This is a genomic window from Nocardioides sp. Leaf285 (assembly GCF_001422955.1).
GTDB lineage: Bacteria > Actinomycetota > Actinomycetes > Propionibacteriales > Nocardioidaceae > Nocardioides > Nocardioides kribbensis.
In genome coordinates, this window is the sequence record NZ_LMNH01000006.1 from 41,739 (window position 1) to 60,482 (window position 18,744).

Below are 18,744 nucleotides of genomic sequence, written 5' to 3' on the forward strand. Positions count from 1 at the left end.
GCCTCCGACGCTCGCACAGCGAGCGCGGGCAGCGCCCCCGCACCCCTCCCGCCGCCGCGCGGGAGTGGCGCGCGGGAGCAGGCCGGGCCTCCCGAGAACCGGAGAGCACGACGTTCGGAGCAGTGTGCCTTCCCAGCAGACGAGCAGCCTCGCCCACCGTGTGGGCGCCCTCATCGCCGCAGCAGGGCGCAGCCGCGCCTTGGTCGTCGGACTCACCGCCGTGGTGGTGCTGGCCGTGGCCGGCACGACCCTCGGCTACGCCTCCCTCGGCAAGTCGGTGACGGTCTCGCTCGACGGCCAGGAGCGCGAGATCACCTCGCGCGCCGGCACCGTCGGCGAGGTCCTCGAGGCCGAGGGCATCGAGGTGCGCCAGCACGACGAGGTCGCCCCCGATCTCGGTGAGTCCGTCGAGGACGGCAGCGCGATCAGCGTGCGTTTCGGCCGCCCGCTCGAGGTGAGCGTCGACGGCGAGGAGGAGACCTACTGGGTCACCGCCACCGACGTCGCCGGGGCCCTCGACCAGATCGGCCGCGGGTTCACCGACGCCGACCTGTCGTTGAGCCGTGGCGGCTTCATCGACCGCAGCGGCGCCTCGCTCCAGGTGGTCACGCCCAAGCGGCTCACGCTGGCGCTGGCCGGCAAGAAGCCGGTGGAGCGCGAGATCACCGCGCTGACCGTCGAGGACGCCCTCGACGAGCTCGGCGTCGAGGTCGACCGGAGCGACAAGGTCCGTCCCTCCCTCGACACCGCGCTCGAGGACGGCGACAAGCTCGTCTTCACCGACATCCGACGCGTCGAGCGCACGGTCAAGGGCGAGAGCCTGCCCTTCGGCACCGTCGAGCGCTCCGACTCCTCGCTCTACGACGACCAGACCTCGGTGGTCCGCGAGGGCCGCGCCGGCAGCCGCAACGCCACCTACGCCGTGACCATCCGCAACGGCGAGGTCGTGGCCCGCAAGCTCGTGCGCAGCACCCTCACCTCGGCGCCGGTCGACCGCGTCGTCGCGGTCGGCACCAAGGAGCGCCCCGCCCCGGAGCCCGAGCCCGCCGCCCCCGTCTACAGCGACGGCGGCACCGTGTGGGACAGCCTCGCCCAGTGCGAGTCGGGCGGCAACTGGGCCATCAACACCGGCAACGGCTACTACGGCGGCCTCCAGTTCAGCCTCGGCACCTGGCAGGCCTACGGCGGCACCGGCCTGCCGAGCAGCGCCTCGCGCGAGACCCAGATCGCCATCGCCACCAAGGTGCGCGACGCCTCCGGCGGCTACGGCGCCTGGCCGGGCTGCGCGGCGTCCCTCGGCCTGCCGACCTGAGCGCTGGCACTACGCTGAGGCGCATGTCCCACCCCTCCGCCGGTCCCGCGGTCCCACGACTGCTCGGGCCGGCGGAGGTGCGTCTGCTGGCGGCCGAGCTCGACCTGCGCCCCACCAAGCAGCGCGGCCAGAACTTCGTCATCGACGCCAACACCGTGCGTCGCATCGTGCGCGCGGCCGAGGTCACCGCCGCCGACACGGTGCTCGAGGTCGGCCCCGGCCTCGGCTCGCTCACGCTGGCCCTGCTGGAGACCGCGGGCCGGGTCGTGGCCGTGGAGGTCGACCCCCTGCTGGCCGGTCGCCTGCCCGCCACGATCCAGGAGTTCGCGCCCGCCCAGGCCGACCGCTTCGAGGTCGTGCTGGCCGACGCCATGCGCGTCGCGGAGATCCCCGGGCCGCCGCCGACCGCCCTGGTGGCCAACCTGCCCTACAACGTCTCGGTGCCGGTGCTGCTGCACCTGCTCGGGCTGCTGCCCAGCCTGGAGCGCGGCCTGGTCATGGTGCAGGCCGAGGTCGCCGACCGGCTCGCCGCCGAGCCCGGCTCGAAGGTCTACGGCGTGCCCTCGGTCAAGGCGGCGTGGTACGCCGACGTGCGCCGCGCCGGCTCCGTGGGCCGCAACGTGTTCTGGCCCGCGCCCAACGTCGACTCCGGGCTGGTCGCCTGGACCCGCCGCGAGCCGCCCGCCACCACCGCGACCCGCGCCGAGGTCTTCGCCGTGGTCGACGCCGCCTTCGCCCAGCGCCGCAAGGCCCTGCGCGGGGTCCTGAGGGGCCTCGCCGGCTCGGCGGGGGCCGCGACCGCCGCGCTCGAGGCCGCGGGGGTCGACCCGATGGCTCGCGGTGAGTCGCTGCGCGTCACCGACTTCGTGCGGATCGCCGAGGCGCTCGGGGCCGTCGCCGGGCCCGGCCCTGACGGCTCCGTCGGCTCGGGCCCGGGGGAGGCGCCGGCGTGAGCGTCACGGTGCGGGCCCCCGCGAAGATCAACCTCCACCTCGGCGTCGGCTCGCTCGGCGCCGACGGATTCCACCCGCTCGCCACGGTCTACCAGGCCATCGGCCTCTACGACGACGTCACCGTGCACGACGCTCCCTCGTGGGCCGTGGAGGTGCGGGGCGACCGCCACGTCCGCGTGCTCGACGTGCCTGCCGACGACGACAACCTCGCGGTGCGCGCCGGGCGCGCCCTGCTGGCCCACCACGGCCTCGAGCGGGCCGCGCGCATCGAGATCCACAAGGGCATCCCGGTGGCGGGGGGCATGGCCGGCGGCTCGGCCGACGCTGCGGCCACCCTGGTGGCCCTCGACCGGCTCTGGGACCTGCAGACCCCCGACGACGACCTGCTGGAGGTGGCCGGCCGGCTGGGCAGCGACGTGCCCTTCGCCCTCCTGGGCGGCACGGCCCTCGGCGAGGGCCACGGGGAGCAGGTCAGCGCGGTCGACGACGCCGGTGCGTGGTGGTGGGTGGCGGTGCTCAGCGACCGCGGTCTCTCCACCCCCGACGTCTACCGGCGCTTCGACGAGCGGCTCGACGGTCTGCGCCTGCCGGCGCCCGAGGTGCCCGGCGCGCTGCGGGTCGCGCTCGGCCAGGGCGACCCCGGCCGCCTGGCCCAGACCCTCGCCAACGACCTGCAGGCGCCCGCGCTCGACCTGCGACCCGACCTGGCCGCGGTCTTCGAGGCAGGCGCCTCGGTCGGTGCGCTGGCCTCGCTGCTCTCCGGCTCCGGGCCCACGGTGCTCATGCTGTGCGACGGGATGCCCCACGCCCAGGAGGTCACCGCCGGCCTCACCGCGCTGGGTCACGAGGCCGTGCTGGCGGCCCCCGGTCCGGTCGCCGGCGCCCACGTGGTCGAATACGCCTGACATGCCCAACCTCCTCAACCTCGAGCGCGTCTCGAAGTCCTACGGCGTGCGGCCCCTGCTCACCGACGTCTCGCTCGGCATCGGCGCCGGCGAGCGCATCGGCATCGTGGGCCGCAACGGCGACGGCAAGACCACGCTGCTCGAGGTCATGACCGGCCTCGAGGAGCCCGACACCGGTCGCGTCTCGCGCCAGCGCGGGCTGCTGGTGGGCTACCTCCACCAGGGAGACGAGCTGCTCGACACCCACACCGTGCGCGAGGCCGTGCTGGGCGGGCGCTCCGACCACGAGTGGGCCGCCGACTCCCGCACCCGCGAGGTGGTCGAGGTGCTGCTGGCGGGCGTCACCCTCGACCGCTCGGTCGCGGGCCTGTCCGGTGGCGAGCGCCGCCGCTGCTCGCTGGCCGCCCTGCTGCTGGGCGAGCACGACCTGGTCGTGCTGGACGAGCCCACCAACCACCTCGACGTCGAGGCCGTGGCCTGGCTGGCCGCCCACCTGGTGCAGCGCAGCTCGGCGATGGTCGTGGTGACCCACGACCGCTGGTTCCTCGACGAGGTGTGCCAGTGGACCTGGGAGGTCCACGACGGCCAGGTCGACGCCTACGAGGGCGGCTACGCCTCCTTCGTGCTGGCCAAGGCCGAGCGCTCCCGCCAGGCGGCCGCCGCCGAGACCCGCCGCTCCAACCTGGCCCGCAAGGAGCTGGCCTGGCTGCGCCGCGGCCCGCCGGCGCGCACCTCGAAGCCCAAGTTCCGCATCGACGCCGCCAACGCCCTCATCGAGGACGTGCCGCCGCCGCGCGACCGGCTCGAGCTGCAGCGCTTCGCGACCCAGCGCCTGGGCAAGGACGTCGTCGACCTCGAGGACGTCGACCTCGTGCGCGGCGAGCGACGTCTGCTCCACCACGCCACCTGGCGCCTGGGCCCGGGGGACCGCGTCGGCATCGTCGGCGTCAACGGCGCCGGCAAGACCTCCGTGCTCTCGCTGCTCTCCGGCGCTCTGGCCCCGGCCTCGGGCAAGGTCAAGCACGGCCGCACGGTCGCGCTGCAGCACCTCACCCAGCAGCTCGACGACCTCGACCCCGACGGTCGCGTGCTGCCCACGCTGGAGTCGATCCGGCGCGTCAGCAAGACCCTCGACGGGGTGGAGCTGACCGCGACCTCGCTGCTCGAGCGCTTCGGCTTCACCGGTGACAAGCTCACCACCCGCATCGGCGACCTCTCCGGTGGGGAGCGCCGTCGCTTCCAGCTGCTGCGGCTGCTGCTGACCGAGCCCAACGTGCTGCTGCTCGACGAGCCCACCAACGACCTCGACATCGACACCCTCAACGTGCTCGAGGACTTCCTCGACGGCTGGCCCGGCACCCTCGTCGTGGTCTCCCACGACCGCTACTTCCTCGAGCGGGTCACCGACTCGGTGTGGGCCCTGCTCGGCGACGGCCAGATCGCGATGCTGCCGCGCGGCGTCGACGAGTACCTCGAGCGGCGCACCGCGGCCCTCGCGGTCTCCACGACCCCCACCACGAGCGAGGCCGCGGCGACGGCCGCCGCCGCAGCAGCGGTCGCGGCCACCCCGGCGGGCACCGCCCCGGCGGCGTCGTCGGCGCGCGCCAAGGCCGGCTCGGCCGAGGAGCGCGCAGCGCGCAAGGCGGTGGCCCGGATCGAGAAGCGCCTGGCCCGCATCGCCGAGCAGGAGGCCGCCCTCAACGCCCAGGTGGTCGAGCACGCCCAGGACTACGCCCGCCTGGCCGACCTGGGCGCCGAGCTCGCCGTGCTGGCCGACGAGCGCGACGAGCTCGAGCTGGAGTGGCTCGAGGCCGCCGAGGTGCTGGAGTAGCCACCCGCGGGCCCTCTCCCCCGGGAGGGTGACCGGGGCCCGATTTTCCTGGCGTGAGGTGCGTCACTCAGGTCTCATGGGGGTACGCCGATGAGGACGGTGTATCCCCGACCGCGAGGAGGCCCGATGACGACCACCCGTCACCGCGACGTGCTCGTGCTCTCCGGTGGTGCCTCGCGGGGCGCCGTGCAGGTCGGCATGGTGCAGGCGCTGCTCGAGTCGGGGGTGCGCCCCGCCGCCTACGTCGGCACCTCGGTGGGCGCCCTCAACGCGACCTTCCTGGGCAGCCACGACGGACCCGACGCGGGCGAGCAGCTCGCGCGACGCTGGCGCGGCATCGACACGCGTGAGGTCTTCGCGGTCGGCCACGGGACCCGTCGGGGACACCTCGCGCGACACCCGGCCCCGCTCTGCGCCGCCGACGGGGTGGCGCGGCTGGTGCGGCGCTGGGCGCCGTACGTGAGGCTGGAGGACCTGCCGGTGCCGGTGCGCGTGGTCACCACGCGCCTCGACAGCGGGGTGGCGGTCTACCACGACCGCGGCGACCTCCTCGACGTGCTGCTCGCCTCGACCGCGCTGCCCGGCGTCTTCGACCCGGTGCGCCTCGCCGACCCGGCGTCGGGCTGGCAGGTGCCGCACGTCGACGGCGGCCTCGCCGACCTCGTGCCCGTCGCCGGCGCCCGCGCGCTGGCGCCCACCCGGGTCTGGGTGCTCGACGCCACGGTGCCGACCCGCATCGAGCGGGTGCGCTCTCCGCTCGACGCCCTGCTGGCCGGCCTCGCGGAATCGTTGCGGGTGCGCCCCGCCGTCGACCTCGGCGACATCGAGGTGCACCACCTGACCGCCCCCGACCTGGGCGTGAGGATGCACGACTTCCGCCGCACCGAGGAGCACATCACGCTGGGCCGGGCCTCGGTCGCCGCCGCCCTGGCCGGGCCGGCCGACCAGGTCGAGCCCGTCGCTGTCCCCGTCGAGGCCCCGGTGACCGGGCCCGCGGCCCCGGTCGCGCCTCAGCGGCCCGAGCCGTCCGTCGCCGCCTGACGCGGGCCGGTCCGCGCGGGGACGGGCGCGGGTCAGGAGAAGGGCACGAGCAGGGTGCGCAGCAGGCGGGCCAGCTGCTCGCGCTCGCGTACCGGGAGGTCGACCAGCAGCGCGTGCTCGGCGGCGATGAGGGCGCCGAAGGCCTCGTCGACCGCCGTCTTGCCCTGCGGGGTGAGCCGCACGATGACCCCACGCCGGTCGTCGGGGTCGGGGGAGCGCTCCACGAAGCCGCGGGCGGCGAGCCGGTCGACCCGGTTCGTCATGGTGCCGCTGGTCACGAGGGTCTCGCGCAGCAGCCGTCCGGGGGAGAGCTCGTAGGGGGCGCCGGCGCGACGCAGCGCGGCCAGGACGTCGAACTCCCACGACTCCACGTCGGCGGCGGTGAAGGCCTCGCGGCGGGCCAGGTCGAGGTGACGGGCGAGGCGGGAGATCCGGCTGAAGACGGCCACCGGGGCGAGGTCGAGGTCGGAGCGCTCGCGCGCCCACGCCTCGATCAGCTCGTCGACCTCGTCCCGCATGGGGCCAGCCTAGGCCAGATCGAGAATCTTGACGTCAAGAGGTGTTAGTGTCTTGACGTCAAGACACTTCTCACGCGTGACCACCCGACGGAGCGAGGACGACGTGCACGACCTGACCTGGGACCCCGAGCGTTACCTCACCTACGCCGACCAGCGCGGTCGTCCCTTCGTGGAGCTGCTCGCCCGCGTCGGCGCCACCACCCCCGACCTCGCCCCCGCCGCCGTGCTCGACCTGGGCTGCGGCCCGGGCAACCTCACCGAGCTGCTCGCCCGGCGCTGGCCCGACGCCACCGTGCGCGGCCTCGACAGCAGCGCCGAGATGGTCGCCGCGGCCCGCGAGCGGGGCGGGCCGGTCGACTACGAGACCGGCGACCTGCGCGACTGGGCCGAGCGCGCCGAGGAGCAGGTCGACGTGCTGCTGACCAACGCCACGCTCCAGTGGCTGCCGGGACACCTCGAGCTGCTGCCGCGCCTGGTCGCCCGCGTGCGCCCGGGCGGCTGGTTCGCCATGCAGGTGCCGGGCAACACCGACGAGCCCAGCCACGAGCTGCGCCGCGAGCTCGCCGCGGAGGCGCCGTACGCCGCCCACACCGCGGGGGTTTCCTCGCCTGCCAGCCACGACGCCGTCGCCTACCTCGACGCGCTGGTCGCGGCCGGCTGCGTCGACGTCGACGCGTGGGAGACCACCTACGTGCACGTGCTCACCGGCGAGGACCCCGTGTTCACCTGGATCTCCGGCACGGGCGCGCGACCGACCCTCCAGGCCCTGCCCGACGCGCTGCGGCCCGACTTCGAGGCCGAGCTGCGTCGCCGCCTGGCCGGCGCCTACCCCCGTCGCGCCGACGGGTCGGTGCTGCTGCCCTTCCGCCGGGTCTTCGCCGTCGCGCGGGTGCCGGAGGCCCGGCGGTGAGCGCCCGGCTCCACCACGTGCAGGTGTCGTGCCCGCCCGGGGGCGAGGACGACGCGCGCCGCCTCTGGGTCGGGGCGCTGGGTCTGGTCGAGGTCGAGAAGCCGCCGGCGCTGCGCGCGCGGGGCGGGGCGTGGTTCCGCTCCTACGACGAGCAGGGCCGGGTCGTCGCCGAGGTGCACGTGGGCGCCGAGGTCGACATGGTGCCCGCCCGCCGCGCCCACCCGGCGCTGCTGCTCGACGACGAGGCGGCCCTCGAGGCCGCCGCCGACCGTGTCGCCGCGCTGGGCCTGGAGGTCGACCGCAGCGAGCGCGGCACCTTCCCCGGCCACCTGCGCCTGCACGTCAGGGACGCCGCGGGCAACCGCGTCGAGCTGCTCGCCCCGGGGCCGGACTGAGGGATCGGGCCGGGGGGTCGGACCGGGGTCCGGGGCCGGGCGGCAGCGCCGCCCGAGGGCGACCCCTCGGGCCAGGCGGGGGGAGCCCGTCCCGAGGGGCCGTCCACGTGCGGCGCCGCCGGCGCCGGCCGTGACGGCCGTGGTGCCGGGGCGCGGTGGGGGCGCGGCCCGGCCGGTGCGGTCGACGGTAGCACCGGCGAGGCCTCCGGGTCCGACAGGTCGAGACCTGCGGTGCGGCGGTCCCGGACGTGCCGCGCGGCCGGTGGGACGGGTGCTGGCGGCAAAAGTTACCGTCGAGTAATGTGCGGGTCATGAGTCAGGTCCTCTCGCTGTGGCGCACCACCAGCAACCTCCCCGTGATCGGCCGGAGCGTCGGCACCCGGGTGTTCTCGGTCCTCTTCGGTCAGAAGGCGCCCTACTTCGCCTCGATCCGCCCACGCTTCACCGTGCTGGAGCCCCACCGCGCCGAGCTCGTGATCCCGAAGCGCCGCGCCGTGCACAACCACATCGGCACCGTGCACGCCATCGCGCTGTGCAACGGCCTCGAGGCGGCCATGGGGGCCCTGGCCGAGGCCTCGATCCCCTCCGACAAGCGCTGGATCCCCCAGGGCATGGAGGTCCGCTACACCGCCAAGGCGACCAGCGACATCACCTGCATCGCCGAGACCGACCCCGAGCAGTGGTCCTCCGAGACGCTGCCCGCCGCCGGGGGCGAGGTGCCCGTGCGGGTGCGCGGTGTGCGCGACGACGGCACGGTCGTCATCGAGGGCGTCATCCGGCTCTGGGTCACCCCCAAGCCCGCCCGCACCTCCTGACCCGGAGGCCGGCCCGGGGGGCCGCGGCGCGCGTTGGGTGGGCGCCACGGTGCCGCCGTACCCTGGGACGGCCATGACTGCTGCCCCCGAGACCGTCCCCGCCACCGTCGAGTCCGCCGAGGCCACGGCCGACGTCGCGGCGGCCACCCGCACCTACGAGGTCCGCACCTACGGGTGCCAGATGAACGTCCACGACTCCGAGCGCCTCACCGGCCTGCTGGAGGACGCCGGCTACGCCCCCTTCGCCCGCCCCGGCGCCGGCGAGGCCGGCACCACCGCGGAGGCCGTGCCCGACGTGGTGGTGTTCAACACCTGCGCCGTGCGGGAGAACGCCGACAACAAGCTCTACGGCAACCTGGGCCACCTCGCCTCGGTCAAGGCCCGCCACCCCGGCATGCAGATCGCCGTCGGCGGCTGCCTGGCGCAGAAGGACCGCTCGACGATCACCGAGCGCGCGCCCTACGTCGACGTCGTCTTCGGCACCCACAACATCGGCTCGCTCCCGGTGCTGCTGGAGCGGGCCCGGGTGCAGGAGGAGGCGCAGGTCGAGATCCTCGAGTCGCTCGACGTCTTCCCCTCCACGCTGCCGACCAAGCGCGAGTCGGCGTACGCCGCCTGGGTGAGCGTGTCGGTGGGCTGCAACAACACCTGCACCTTCTGCATCGTGCCCGCGCTGCGCGGCAAGGAGCGGGACCGCCGCCCCGGGGAGATCCTGGCCGAGATCGAGGCGCTGGTGGCCGAGGGCGTCAGCGAGGTCACCCTGCTGGGGCAGAACGTCAACGCCTACGGCGTGGAGTTCGGCGACCGGCAGGCCTTCTCCCGGCTGCTGCGCGCCTGCGGGAGCATCGCGGGGCTGGAGCGGGTCCGCTTCACCTCGCCGCACCCCGCGGAGTTCACCGACGACGTCATCGAGGCGATGGCCGAGACCCCCAACGTCATGCCCTCGCTGCACATGCCGCTGCAGTCGGGCTCCGACAAGGTGCTCAGGGACATGCGCCGTTCCTACCGCTCGGCGAAGTTCCTCGGGATCATCGAGCGGGTGCGTGCGGCGATCCCCGACGCCGCGATCACCACCGACATCATCGTCGGCTTCCCCGGGGAGACCGAGGACGACTTCGCCGAGACGCTGCGCGTGGTCCGCGAGTCGCGCTTCGCCAGCGCCTTCACCTTCCAGTACTCCAAGCGCCCCGGCACCCCCGCCGCGACGCTGCCCGACCAGGTGCCGCCCGCGGTGGTCAAGGAGCGCTACCAGCGCCTGGCCGCCCTGGTCGACGAGATCGCCTGGGAGGAGAACAAGGCCCTCGTGGGGCGCACCGTCGAGCTGATGGTGGCCGAGGGCGAGGGCCGCAAGGACGCCGCGACGCTGCGCCTGTCGGGCCGGGCGCCCGACAACCGTCTTGTGCACTTCGCCGCCCCCGAGGAGCGCGTGCGCCCCGGCGACCGGGTCACGGTCGAGATCACCCACGCCGCTCCGCACCACCTGGTCGCCGACCGCGTGCTCGGCTCGCGACGCACCCGGTCGGGCGACGCGTGGGAGGCCCGCACCGCCGCCCCCGCCGCGAGCGCCGGCGTGGGGCTCGGCATGCCGGGCGTCGGCGTGCCGGCCCCGCTGCCGCCCGTCAACGCCTGCGGCTGACCCGCCCCGAGCGGTCGGGGCCGGTGGGCGCCGTAGCCGAACGGGCACGGTGCCTGTGCCCGAGGTGCCGCACCGTCCGTGACCCGCGCGACGTCGCGGGTTGACGACCGTGCGTGCGGCGCCGGACCGCACGGTGCCCATCCGGCTCCTGCGTCGCGGTGCCCGTCGGGCTCCTGCGACCTCGGGCGGGAGCGGCTCAGACGGGGGCGTCCTCGTCGTCGGCGTCGGGACCCTCGTCCTCGCCGCCGGGGGCGCGGGTGGCCTTGGTGCTGGTGTCCTCGGGCTCGCGGGTGGCCACGGGGGAGTCCTCGGTGGCCGGGTTCGACTCCGGGGGGAGGTCGGGCACGATGACCTCCTGCTCGCCGGTGTCGAGGGCGTCGGCGCCGCCGGGGTTGGGCTCGCCGGGCTCGATCGAGGGCTCCGGCATTGGGCCCAGGTCGCCCTGGTCCTGCGCGGTGGTCTCGTCGGTCTGGTCCTGGGGGGTCTCGCTCATCGGGGCCTCCTGGGTGTCGGGGGTCGGGCGTGCGGGGGTCGGGTGGAGGGCTGCGGGGCCCGCCGGGCGCGTCAGAAGCCGAAGGTCGAGTACGGCGTGGTCGTGCCGGCGCCGATGGCCGAGAGCACGGCCCGCTCGTGCGGCACCACGGGCTGCGGCAGCTCGCCGAGCTCGGCGAGACCCACCCAGCGCAGGCCGGCGCACTTCTCGGGCTCGACGACGCGCGGCTCCCCGGTCCAGGCGCGCGCGGTGAAGAAGAAGTCGATGCGCTCGTCGATCGGCTCGCCGCCACGGGTGCGGTGCATCGCGGTGACGAAGATGAGGTCGAGGTCGCTCACGCCGAGCTCCTCGGTGGCCTCGCGCTGGGCGGCGGCGTAGGCCGTCTCGCCCTGCTCCACGTGGCCGGCGGCGGCCGCGGCCCAGTGGTCGTCCATGTAGCCGGTGCCCCGGCGCAGCTGCAGCAGCACCTCGGTGCCGTGGGCCCCGTCGCGGGTGAGGAAGACGTAGGCCGCCGGGACGACGACGAAGCGACCGAGCTCCTGGGGGGTGCGGCCGGTGGTCCGGGTGTCCGGGGCGGCCGGGGTGGAGGCGGTGGTCACTGGGACGGCTGGTCCAGGGAGGTCTCGGCGTTCTCCTCCTGGGCGGCCTCGGCGGCCTGGTCGCCGTCGCCGGGCAGGTCGCTGGAGTGCTCCCCGGGCGGCTCCTCGGTGAGGTCGTAGGCGTCGTTGCGCTCCTCGGGTACGGGCTGGCTCATCGGGGGCCTCCTGCAGGGCCGGTGGGGCCGGTCGGACCCGCGGGGCCGGCGGGCCCGTCGCGGAAGTCGTCGTTCTTGCCGTCGAGCTTGTCGAGGCCGTCCTTGGCCTTGGCCACGCCCTTGGCGATCTTGTCGCTGTGCTTGCCGCCGGTGCGCTTGTCGGCGGCCGCGGCGGCCTTGTCGATGCCACCGGAGATCTTGTCGCCGTGCTTGTCGACGGCGTCGCTGACCTGGCGCTTGACCTTGTCGAGCCTGGCCTTGTCGAAGAGGCCCATGTCGTCTCCTGTGTCGCCTCGGGATGGCTGGGATGTCGCGTCGTGCCGGGTGGTCGCCGCGCGGGCGGCCCGTGCTTGCCACACTAACGACATGACCAGCGCCGACGGGACGCCCGAGGGGGTGTGCGGACCCGTGCCCGTGGTGGCGGTCGTCGGGGCGACGGCCTCGGGCAAGACCGCGCTGTCGCTCGACCTGGCCGAGGCGCTGGGCGGCGAGGTGGTCAACACCGACGCCATGCAGGTCTACCGCGGCATGGACGTCGGCACGGCCAAGCTCCCCGTCGAGGAGCGCCGCGGTGTGCCGCACCACCTGCTCGACGTGCTCGACGTGCGCGGGTCGGCCAGCGTCGCGCAGTTCCAGCGGTGGGCCCGCGACGTGGTCGACGACCTCCGTGGGCGACGTCGCGTGCCGGTGCTGGTGGGCGGCTCGGCGCTCTACACGCGCGCCGTGCTCGACCGCTTCGACTTTCCGGGCACCGACGAGGCGCTGCGCTCGCGCCTGGAGGCGGAGCTGGCCGAGGTCGGGCCGGCGGCGATGCACGCCCGCCTCGCCGCCGTCGACCCGGAGGCCGCCTCCCGCATCCTGGTCGAGAACGGTCGGCGCACGGTGCGCGCGCTCGAGGTGGTCGAGCTCACCGGTCGCCCCTACAGCGCCTCCCTGCCCCGCCTGGAGTACGTCGGGCCCGCGACCGTGCAGGTGGGCGTGGACATCGACCGGCCGACCCTCGACGCCCGCATCGAGCAGCGGGTCGACGCGATGTTCGCCGGCGGCCTGGTGGCCGAGGTGGAGCGGCTGCTGGGGGAGGGCCTGGCCGAGGGGCGCACGGCGGTGCGGGCCATCGGCTACCGCGAGGTCGCGGCGTACCTCGCCGGGGAGCTGGGGCTCGAGGAGGCGCGCGAGCGCACCGTGAGCGCGACGCGGCGCTTCGCGCGGCGCCAGGACGGGTGGTTCCGTAAGGACCCCCGCGTCGTGTGGGTGCGCCACGACGACCCGGAGCGGCTCGAGCGGGCGCTGGAGGCTGTGCGCCGCGCCGTGGACGGGGCAGGATCGACCCCGTGACCCGGGTGACCTACTACACCGCGACCACGCTCGACGGCTTCCTCGCCGACGAGCACGACTCCCTGGACTGGCTCTTCACCCAGGACACCGACGCCGACGGGCCCATGGGCTACACCGGCTTCATCGCCGGCATCGGGGCGATGGTGATGGGTGCGACCACCTACCAGTGGCTGCTCGACCACGCCGCGGCCACCGGCGAGCCGTGGGGCTACGACATCCCGTGCTGGGTCTTCACCCACCGCACCTTCCCCGAGGCCGAGGGCGACGTCCGGTTCGTCGGCGGCGGGGTGGAGGAGGTCTGGCCCGAGGTCGTGGCGGGAGCGGCCGGGCGCGACGTGTGGGTCGTCGGCGGCGGCGACCTGGCGGCGCAGTGGGCGCTGGCCGGCCACCTCGACCGCCTGGTGGTCTCGATCGCGCCGGTCACGCTGGGGGCGGGGCGCCCGCTCTTCCCCCGTCCCTTCGACCTCAGGCTGGTCGACCTGGCCCGCAACGGCGACCTGCTCTGCGCGACCTACGACGTGGTGGGCCCGCGCGGCTGAGACCGCGCCGAGGGGGTCGCCACCGCGGGCCCGTGAGGCCTGCCGTCCGTCGGCGACCTGGTGCAGGATGGGCGGCACCCTCAGGCCGCCCCCGGGCCGCCGCCGACCACCCCACCTCTCGGAGCCCCGTGATGCGACGCCCCCGCCCGCCCCGTCCCTCCCGCCTGGCCGCCGCGGTCGCGGCGCTCTCCTGCGCCCTGGTGGCCGCGCCGGCCCTCGCCGCGCCCGACGCCCCCGACACCGGCTCGGACGTCGGACCCGTCGGCGCGGGCGGACCGGTCGACGCGCCCGCCGCCCGCGCCGGGGTGCCGCCCAAGCAGGCCACCGCGGTCGGCACCGGGGGCGCCGTCACCTCGGTCGACCCCTACGCGACCCGCGTCGGCATGGCCGTGCTCAAGCGCGGCGGCAACGCCGTCGACGCCGCCGTCGCCACGGCGGCGGCGCTGGGCGTGACCGAGCCCTACAGCGCCGGCATCGGCGGCGGGGGCTACCTCGTGCACCTCGACGGGCGCACCGGGAAGGTGTCCACCGTCGACGGGCGCGAGACCGCCCCGCTGTCGATCCCGCGCGACGCCTTCCTCGACCCCGGGACCGGTGAGCCCTACCCGTTCACCCCCGACCTGGTGACCAGCGGCGTCTCGGTCGGCACGCCCGGCACCCTCGCCACCTGGGAGCGGGCCCTCGAGCGGTGGGGCAGCGTGCCGCTGCGCCGCGCGCTGAGGCCGGCCGCCCGGCTGGCCCGCACCGGCTTCGAGGTCGACCAGACCTTCGCCGACCAGACCGAGGACAACGTCGAGCGCTTCTCGGCCTTCCGGTCCACCAAGCGGCTCTTCCTGCCCGGGGGCGAGGTCCCCGCCGTGGGCTCGACCTTCCGCAACCCCGACCTGGCCGACACCTACGACCTCGTCGGCCGGCGCGGCACCCGTGCGTTCTACCGCGGCGACCTGGCCGGCGACGTCGTGCGCGCCGCGCGGCGCCCACCGGTCACGGCCTCGACCGACCTGCCGGTGCCCCGCGGGCACCTCCAGCGCCGCGACCTCGCCGCCTACCGCGCGGTCGACCGGGCCCCGACCCGGGTCGACTACCGCGGCTACGACGTGTGGGGCATGGCCGGGTCCTCCAGCGGCGGCACGACCGTCGGCGAGGCGCTCCAGGTGCTCGAGCAATTCCCCCTGCCGGAGCTCGACGACGTCGACGTGCTCCACCACTACCTCGAGGCCAGCGCCCTGGCCTTCGCCGACCGCGCGGAGTACGTCGGCGACCCCGCCTTCGTCGACGTGCCCCGCCGGCGGCTGCTCTCGGAGGGGTTCGCGGCCTCCCGGGCCTGCCTGATCGACCCCGACCGCGCCGCGACGAAGCCCGTGGCCGCGGGCGACCTCGACGCCACCGGGGCCGACTGCGCCACCGCCCGCGCCGGGGCGGTCGCGGAGGACCACGAGAACGTCGAGACCACCCACCTCACCACCGCCGACCGCTGGGGCGACGTCGTCTCCTACACCCTCACCATCGAGCAGACCGGCGGGTCGGGCATCGTCGTGCCCGGGCGCGGCTTCCTGCTCAACAACGAGCTCACCGACTTCAGCCTCGAGTTCGACCGCACCGACCCCAACCGGCTCCAGCCCGGCAAGCGCCCGCGCAGCTCCATGGCGCCCACGATCATCACCGAGCAGGTCGGCGACGGCGCGGGGGAGCGCACCGTGCCGGTCCTGGCGATCGGCTCGCCCGGCGGGTCGACGATCATCACCACGGTGCTGCAGAGCATCGTGGGCTACCTCGACCGCAGCCTGCCGATCACCGAGGTCGTCGCCGACCCGCGCGGCTCCCAGCGCAACACCCCCGCCGTCAGCGCCGAGCCCGGGTTCATCGACCTCTACGGCGCCGACCTGGAGGCCTACGGCCACGACCTCCAGCCCGCCGGCGACGCCTTCACCTCGCAGGCCGAGATCGGCGCCCTCACCGCGATCGAGTTCGGCCCCCGCAGCCGGCTCACCGCCGTCGCGGAGCCGGAGCGTCGCGGCGGGGGCTCGGCCCGGGTCCTCGACCCGACCGGCTGAGCGGGAGGATCGACCCATGCCCGCGCACCGCACGCCCTACCCCTTCCTCAAGGGGCACGGCACCGAGAACGACTTCGTGCTCCTGCCCGACCACGACGGCACGGTCCACGGCGACCTCGACCCCGCCCGGGTCCGGGCGCTGTGCGACCGCCGCGCGGGCATCGGGGGCGACGGCGTGCTGCGCGTCGTGCGCACGGCGGCCCTCGACGGCGGGGTGGTCGGCCCCGGCTCGCCCGCACCGGAGGGTTCCCCGGAGTGGTTCATGGACTACCGCAACGCCGACGGGTCGGTCTCGGAGATGTGCGGCAACGGCATCCGGGTCTTCGCCCGCCACCTGGTCGAGGAGGGCCTCGCCGACCCGGCGCGCCCGCTCCCGGTGGCCACGCGCGACGGGGTCAAGACCATCCGGCTCGACGGCGACCTGGTCACCGTCGACATGGGCTCGCCGGCCCTGCTCGGCCACACGGAGGTCACGGTCGGCACGACCCGCTGGCCGGCGCGTCACGTCGACATGGGCAACCCCCACGCGGTGGCCTTCGTCGACGACCTCGCCCCCGCCGGGCCCGTCGGGGCGCTGCGCGAGGCCCCCGGGCACGACCCCGCGGTCTACCCCGCGGGCGTCAACGTGGAGTTCGTCGTACGCCGGGGGGAGCGGCACGTCGCGATGCGGGTGCACGAGCGCGGCTCCGGCGAGACCCGCTCCTGCGGCACCGGGGCCTGCGCGGTCATGGTGGCGGCGGCCGAGGCCGACGGGCTCGGGCCGGCCGACGCCGCGGAGTACCGCGTGGACCTGCCGGGCGGCACGCTCACGATCGCCTGGACCCCGCAGGACCGCGTGCTGATGACCGGCCCGGCCGTCGTGGTCGCCCGCGGCACCACCGCGCTGTAGCACCCGCGCCGACCGTGACAGCGGCGCTGTCGCGGGAGTACCAGGAGGTGGGAGAGGGTACTCCGCTCCCACTATGCTCGCGGCCATGGACATCAACGGATGCAGTGCCATCGTCACGGGCGGGGCGTCGGGCATCGGCGCGGCCGCCGCCCGCCAGCTCGCCGCCAAGGGAGCGGTCGTCGTGGTCGCCGACCTCCAGGCCGACAAGGGCGAGGCCCTGGCCCACGAGATCGGGGGCGTCTTCGCCCAGGTCGACGTCACCGACACCGAGCAGATCAAGGCCGCCGTCACCGCCGCGGCCCAGATCGCGCCGCTGCGCGCGGTGGTCAACTCCGCCGGCATCGGCTGGGCGCAGCGCACGATCGGTCGCGACGGGGAGTTCGACTCCGCCCACGACCTCGAGGCCTACACCCGCGTCATCGCGATCAACCTCATCGGGACCTTCGACATGACCCGGATCGCCGCCACGGCGATGAGCCGCAACGAGCCCGACGCCGACGGCTGCCGCGGCGCCATCGCCAACCTGACCAGCGTCGCGGCCTTCGACGGCCAGATCGGCCAGGCGGCCTACTCCTCCTCCAAGGGCGGCGTGGTCGGCATGACCTTGCCCGTGGCGCGCGACCTCTCGGCGTCCGGCATCCGTCTCAACACCATCGCGCCGGGCCTGGTCGACACCCCGATCTACGGCGAGGGCGAGGACGCCGAGGCGTTCAAGGCCAAGCTGGGCCAGAGCGTGCTCTTCCCGCACCGCCTGGGTCGCCCCGAGGAGCTGGCCAGCATGGTGGTCGAGACGATCACGAACTCCTACATGAACGCCGAGGTCATCCGCGTCGACGGCGGCATCCGGATGCCTCCGAAGTGACGCTCGGGCCGCTGCGGCGGCCGTCTCTCGGCCGGCGGGGTGGGGCGCGGCTCGAGCGCTCGCGGGAGACTGGGGCGGTGACCGGTCCCCTGGAAGCCGCCCCCCGCCTCGTGGCGACCCACGCCCCCCGCGACCCCGAGGGCGTCGTGGTCGTGCTGCACGGCGGCGCCAACCGGCAGGGCGACCCGCGGGTCAGCCCCACGCAGCTCTCGGTGCTGCGCATGGTGCCGACCGCGCGGCGGGTGGCCCGCGCGGGCGGCCGACGCCTGGCCGTCGTACGCCTGCTCAACAGCCACCGGGGCTGGGCCGCCGACCACACCCCGCTCGACGACCTGCGCTGGGCGATGGCCCGGCTGCGCGAGCAGTACGGCGACCTGCCGGTCGGCCTGGTCGGTCACTCCCTCGGCGGGCGCGCCGCCCTCCTCGGCGGCGCGCAGGACGGCGTGGTGAGCGTGGTGGCCCTCAACCCGTGGGTCTACCCGACCGACGGGGTGCCGCTGCCGGGGCGCCGCGTGCTGGTGGTGCACGGCCAGCAGGACCGCATCGCCCAGCCCTCGCACGCCGAGGCCGTCGCCCGTCGCATCGCCGCCTCCACCGAGGTGGGCTTCATCCGGGTGCCGGAGGGCAAGCACGCGATGCTGCGCCACGGCGGGGACTTCGACGGCTACGCCGCGCAGTTCAGCGTCGCCTCCCTGCTCGGCGCCGACGCCGTGCGCCTCGACCCGCCCGTCGCCCAGGTCCTCGCCGGCGAGGAGTGGGTCACCGCCTGACCGGCCCGGTGCGGCCGCTCAGCCGAGCCGCAGGTCGCTGAGGTCGAGCACGAGCTCGGCGCGGGGCGCGGCGGCCTCCACGAGCCGGGCGTTGGGCCCGTCGACCCGCTCGACCCAGGCCCGCGCCTCGGCGGGCGACTTGCCGAACTCCTCGTGACGCGCCACCAGGCGCGCGAGCCGCAGCGGCTCCGCGACGCGCAGGTGCCACACCGCGTCGAGCTGGTCGTGCACCCGGGCCCAGGCCCCGTCGAGCAGCAGGTAGTTGCCCTCCACGACCACGAGGTCGACGCCGCCGGGCACCGGCAGCGCGCCGGCCAGCGGCTGCTCCAGGCCGCGCTCGAAGGCCGGTGCCATCACCAGCGACTCCCGGCCGCGCACCCGGGTCAGCAGCGCCGCGCAGCCCTCGGGGTCGAAGGTCTCCGGTGCGCCCTTGCGTGCGAGGAGCCCGCGGCGCCGCAGCTCGACGTCGGCGAGATGGAAGCCGTCCATCGGCACGACCGCCGCGCCCGAGCGCGCCGCCAGCAGCGCGGCGAAGGTCGACTTGCCGGCCCCGGGCGCGCCGGTGAGGCCGAGCATCCGCGCCCCGCGCTCGCGCAGGCCCGTCAGCAGCGCGTCGAGGGCGGTGTCGAGGGCGGGTCCGTGGGAGGGCAGCCGGGTGACGCCGGGAGCGCCCGGGGCGCCGGGGCGGCTCGCGGCACCGGGGCCGGCAGCGGTCGGGTGGGGCACCCGCCG

Annotated in this window: 21 protein-coding genes; 15 read left to right on the forward strand and 6 right to left on the reverse strand. The window is 75.6% G+C overall.

Annotation, left to right across the window (positions count from 1 at the left end; all coding sequences use genetic code 11):
* Nucleotides 1–124: 124 nt before the first annotated feature.
* From ASF47_RS22200 to ASF47_RS19655, 5 genes are all read left to right on the forward strand, one after another.
* Nucleotides 125–1,312, forward strand: a complete 1,188-nt coding sequence (locus tag ASF47_RS22200) for a resuscitation-promoting factor (RefSeq protein WP_056865733.1) — start codon at nt 125–127, stop codon at nt 1,310–1,312.
* A 23-nt stretch (nt 1,313–1,335) separates the two neighbouring features.
* Entirely contained in the window at nt 1,336–2,265 is a 930-nt protein-coding gene (gene rsmA / locus ASF47_RS19640; RefSeq protein WP_056865734.1) for a 16S rRNA (adenine(1518)-N(6)/adenine(1519)-N(6))-dimethyltransferase RsmA, read from the forward strand.
* Nucleotides 2,262–3,170, forward strand: a complete 909-nt coding sequence (locus ASF47_RS19645; RefSeq protein ID WP_056865735.1) for a 4-(cytidine 5'-diphospho)-2-C-methyl-D-erythritol kinase — start codon at nt 2,262–2,264, stop codon at nt 3,168–3,170. The genes rsmA and ASF47_RS19645 overlap by 4 nt, the downstream gene beginning before the upstream one ends.
* Before the next feature lies 1 nt (nt 3,171).
* Entirely contained in the window at nt 3,172–5,001 is a 1,830-nt protein-coding gene (locus ASF47_RS19650; RefSeq protein ID WP_056865736.1) for an ABC-F family ATP-binding cassette domain-containing protein, read from the forward strand.
* A 126-nt stretch (nt 5,002–5,127) separates the two neighbouring features.
* The gene (locus ASF47_RS19655) at nt 5,128–6,042 is read left to right on the forward strand and encodes a patatin-like phospholipase family protein (RefSeq protein WP_056865737.1); all 915 of its coding nucleotides are present in this window, start codon (nt 5,128–5,130) and stop codon (nt 6,040–6,042) included.
* A gap of 32 nt (nt 6,043–6,074) precedes the next feature.
* Here the strand turns inward: ASF47_RS19655 and ASF47_RS19660 are convergent, their stop codons facing one another.
* Entirely contained in the window at nt 6,075–6,560 is a 486-nt protein-coding gene (locus ASF47_RS19660) for a MarR family winged helix-turn-helix transcriptional regulator (protein ID WP_056865738.1), read from the reverse strand.
* A 76-nt stretch (nt 6,561–6,636) separates the two neighbouring features.
* Here ASF47_RS19660 and ASF47_RS19665 point away from each other — a divergent pair, with 76 nt between their 5' ends.
* The 4 genes from ASF47_RS19665 to miaB all read left to right on the forward strand — a co-directional run bounded on the left by ASF47_RS19665 (nt 6,637) and on the right by miaB (nt 10,316).
* Nucleotides 6,637–7,470 carry a methyltransferase domain-containing protein gene (locus tag ASF47_RS19665; RefSeq protein WP_235558817.1) on the forward strand — a complete coding sequence of 278 codons (834 nt, stop codon included), beginning with the start codon at nt 6,637–6,639 and terminating at the stop codon, nt 7,468–7,470.
* The gene (locus ASF47_RS19670; RefSeq protein ID WP_056865739.1) at nt 7,467–7,865 is read left to right on the forward strand and encodes a VOC family protein; all 399 of its coding nucleotides are present in this window, start codon (nt 7,467–7,469) and stop codon (nt 7,863–7,865) included. Before ASF47_RS19665 ends, ASF47_RS19670 begins: the two co-directional genes overlap by 4 nt.
* Before the next feature lie 311 nt (nt 7,866–8,176).
* The gene (locus ASF47_RS19675) at nt 8,177–8,680 is read left to right on the forward strand and encodes a hotdog fold domain-containing protein (protein WP_056865740.1); all 504 of its coding nucleotides are present in this window, start codon (nt 8,177–8,179) and stop codon (nt 8,678–8,680) included.
* Between the two features lie 73 nt (nt 8,681–8,753).
* Nucleotides 8,754–10,316: a tRNA (N6-isopentenyl adenosine(37)-C2)-methylthiotransferase MiaB gene (miaB, locus tag ASF47_RS19680; protein ID WP_056865741.1), complete on the forward strand. Its 1,563-nt coding sequence runs from the start codon at nt 8,754–8,756 to the stop codon at nt 10,314–10,316.
* 196 nt (nt 10,317–10,512) lie between these two features.
* Here the strand turns inward: miaB and ASF47_RS19685 are convergent, their stop codons facing one another.
* The 4 genes from ASF47_RS19685 to ASF47_RS19695 all read right to left on the reverse strand — a co-directional run bounded on the left by ASF47_RS19685 (nt 10,513) and on the right by ASF47_RS19695 (nt 11,838).
* Nucleotides 10,513–10,809, reverse strand: a complete 297-nt coding sequence (locus ASF47_RS19685) for a hypothetical protein (RefSeq protein ID WP_056865742.1) — start codon at nt 10,807–10,809, stop codon at nt 10,513–10,515.
* 71 nt (nt 10,810–10,880) lie between these two features.
* On the reverse strand, nt 10,881–11,408 hold the full coding sequence (locus ASF47_RS19690; protein WP_082500546.1) for an NUDIX hydrolase: 528 nt from the start codon (nt 11,406–11,408) through the stop codon (nt 10,881–10,883).
* Nucleotides 11,405–11,563 (reverse strand): hypothetical protein, encoded by a 159-nt coding sequence (locus ASF47_RS21395; RefSeq protein ID WP_156698078.1) that lies wholly within the window; start codon nt 11,561–11,563, stop codon nt 11,405–11,407. Before ASF47_RS21395 ends, ASF47_RS19690 begins: the two co-directional genes overlap by 4 nt.
* Nucleotides 11,560–11,838, reverse strand: a complete 279-nt coding sequence (locus ASF47_RS19695) for an antitoxin (protein WP_056865743.1) — start codon at nt 11,836–11,838, stop codon at nt 11,560–11,562. The genes ASF47_RS21395 and ASF47_RS19695 overlap by 4 nt, the downstream gene beginning before the upstream one ends.
* A 91-nt stretch (nt 11,839–11,929) precedes the next feature.
* Between ASF47_RS19695 and miaA the strand changes: the two genes are divergently transcribed.
* From miaA to ASF47_RS19725, 6 genes are all read left to right on the forward strand, one after another.
* Nucleotides 11,930–12,898 (forward strand): tRNA (adenosine(37)-N6)-dimethylallyltransferase MiaA, encoded by a 969-nt coding sequence (miaA, locus tag ASF47_RS19700; RefSeq protein ID WP_056865744.1) that lies wholly within the window; start codon nt 11,930–11,932, stop codon nt 12,896–12,898.
* A complete protein-coding gene (locus tag ASF47_RS19705) occupies nt 12,895–13,437 on the forward strand; it encodes a dihydrofolate reductase family protein (protein ID WP_056865745.1) in 543 nt (180 codons plus the stop codon). The genes miaA and ASF47_RS19705 overlap by 4 nt, the downstream gene beginning before the upstream one ends.
* A gap of 131 nt (nt 13,438–13,568) precedes the next feature.
* Nucleotides 13,569–15,491, forward strand: a complete 1,923-nt coding sequence (ggt, locus tag ASF47_RS19710) for a gamma-glutamyltransferase (RefSeq protein ID WP_082500547.1) — start codon at nt 13,569–13,571, stop codon at nt 15,489–15,491.
* Nucleotides 15,492–15,507: 16 nt separating this feature from the next.
* The gene (gene dapF, locus ASF47_RS19715) at nt 15,508–16,380 is read left to right on the forward strand and encodes a diaminopimelate epimerase (protein ID WP_056865746.1); all 873 of its coding nucleotides are present in this window, start codon (nt 15,508–15,510) and stop codon (nt 16,378–16,380) included.
* A gap of 85 nt (nt 16,381–16,465) precedes the next feature.
* Nucleotides 16,466–17,242: an SDR family NAD(P)-dependent oxidoreductase gene (locus ASF47_RS19720; RefSeq protein WP_056865811.1), complete on the forward strand. Its 777-nt coding sequence runs from the start codon at nt 16,466–16,468 to the stop codon at nt 17,240–17,242.
* 77 nt (nt 17,243–17,319) lie between these two features.
* Nucleotides 17,320–18,012, forward strand: a complete 693-nt coding sequence (locus tag ASF47_RS19725) for an alpha/beta hydrolase (RefSeq protein WP_056865747.1) — start codon at nt 17,320–17,322, stop codon at nt 18,010–18,012.
* Nucleotides 18,013–18,030: 18 nt separating this feature from the next.
* Here ASF47_RS19725 and ASF47_RS19730 read toward each other — a convergent pair whose 3' ends face one another.
* Nucleotides 18,031–18,738: a nucleoside/nucleotide kinase family protein gene (locus tag ASF47_RS19730; RefSeq protein WP_235558818.1), complete on the reverse strand. Its 708-nt coding sequence runs from the start codon at nt 18,736–18,738 to the stop codon at nt 18,031–18,033.
* Between the last annotated feature and the right edge of the window lie 6 nt (nt 18,739–18,744).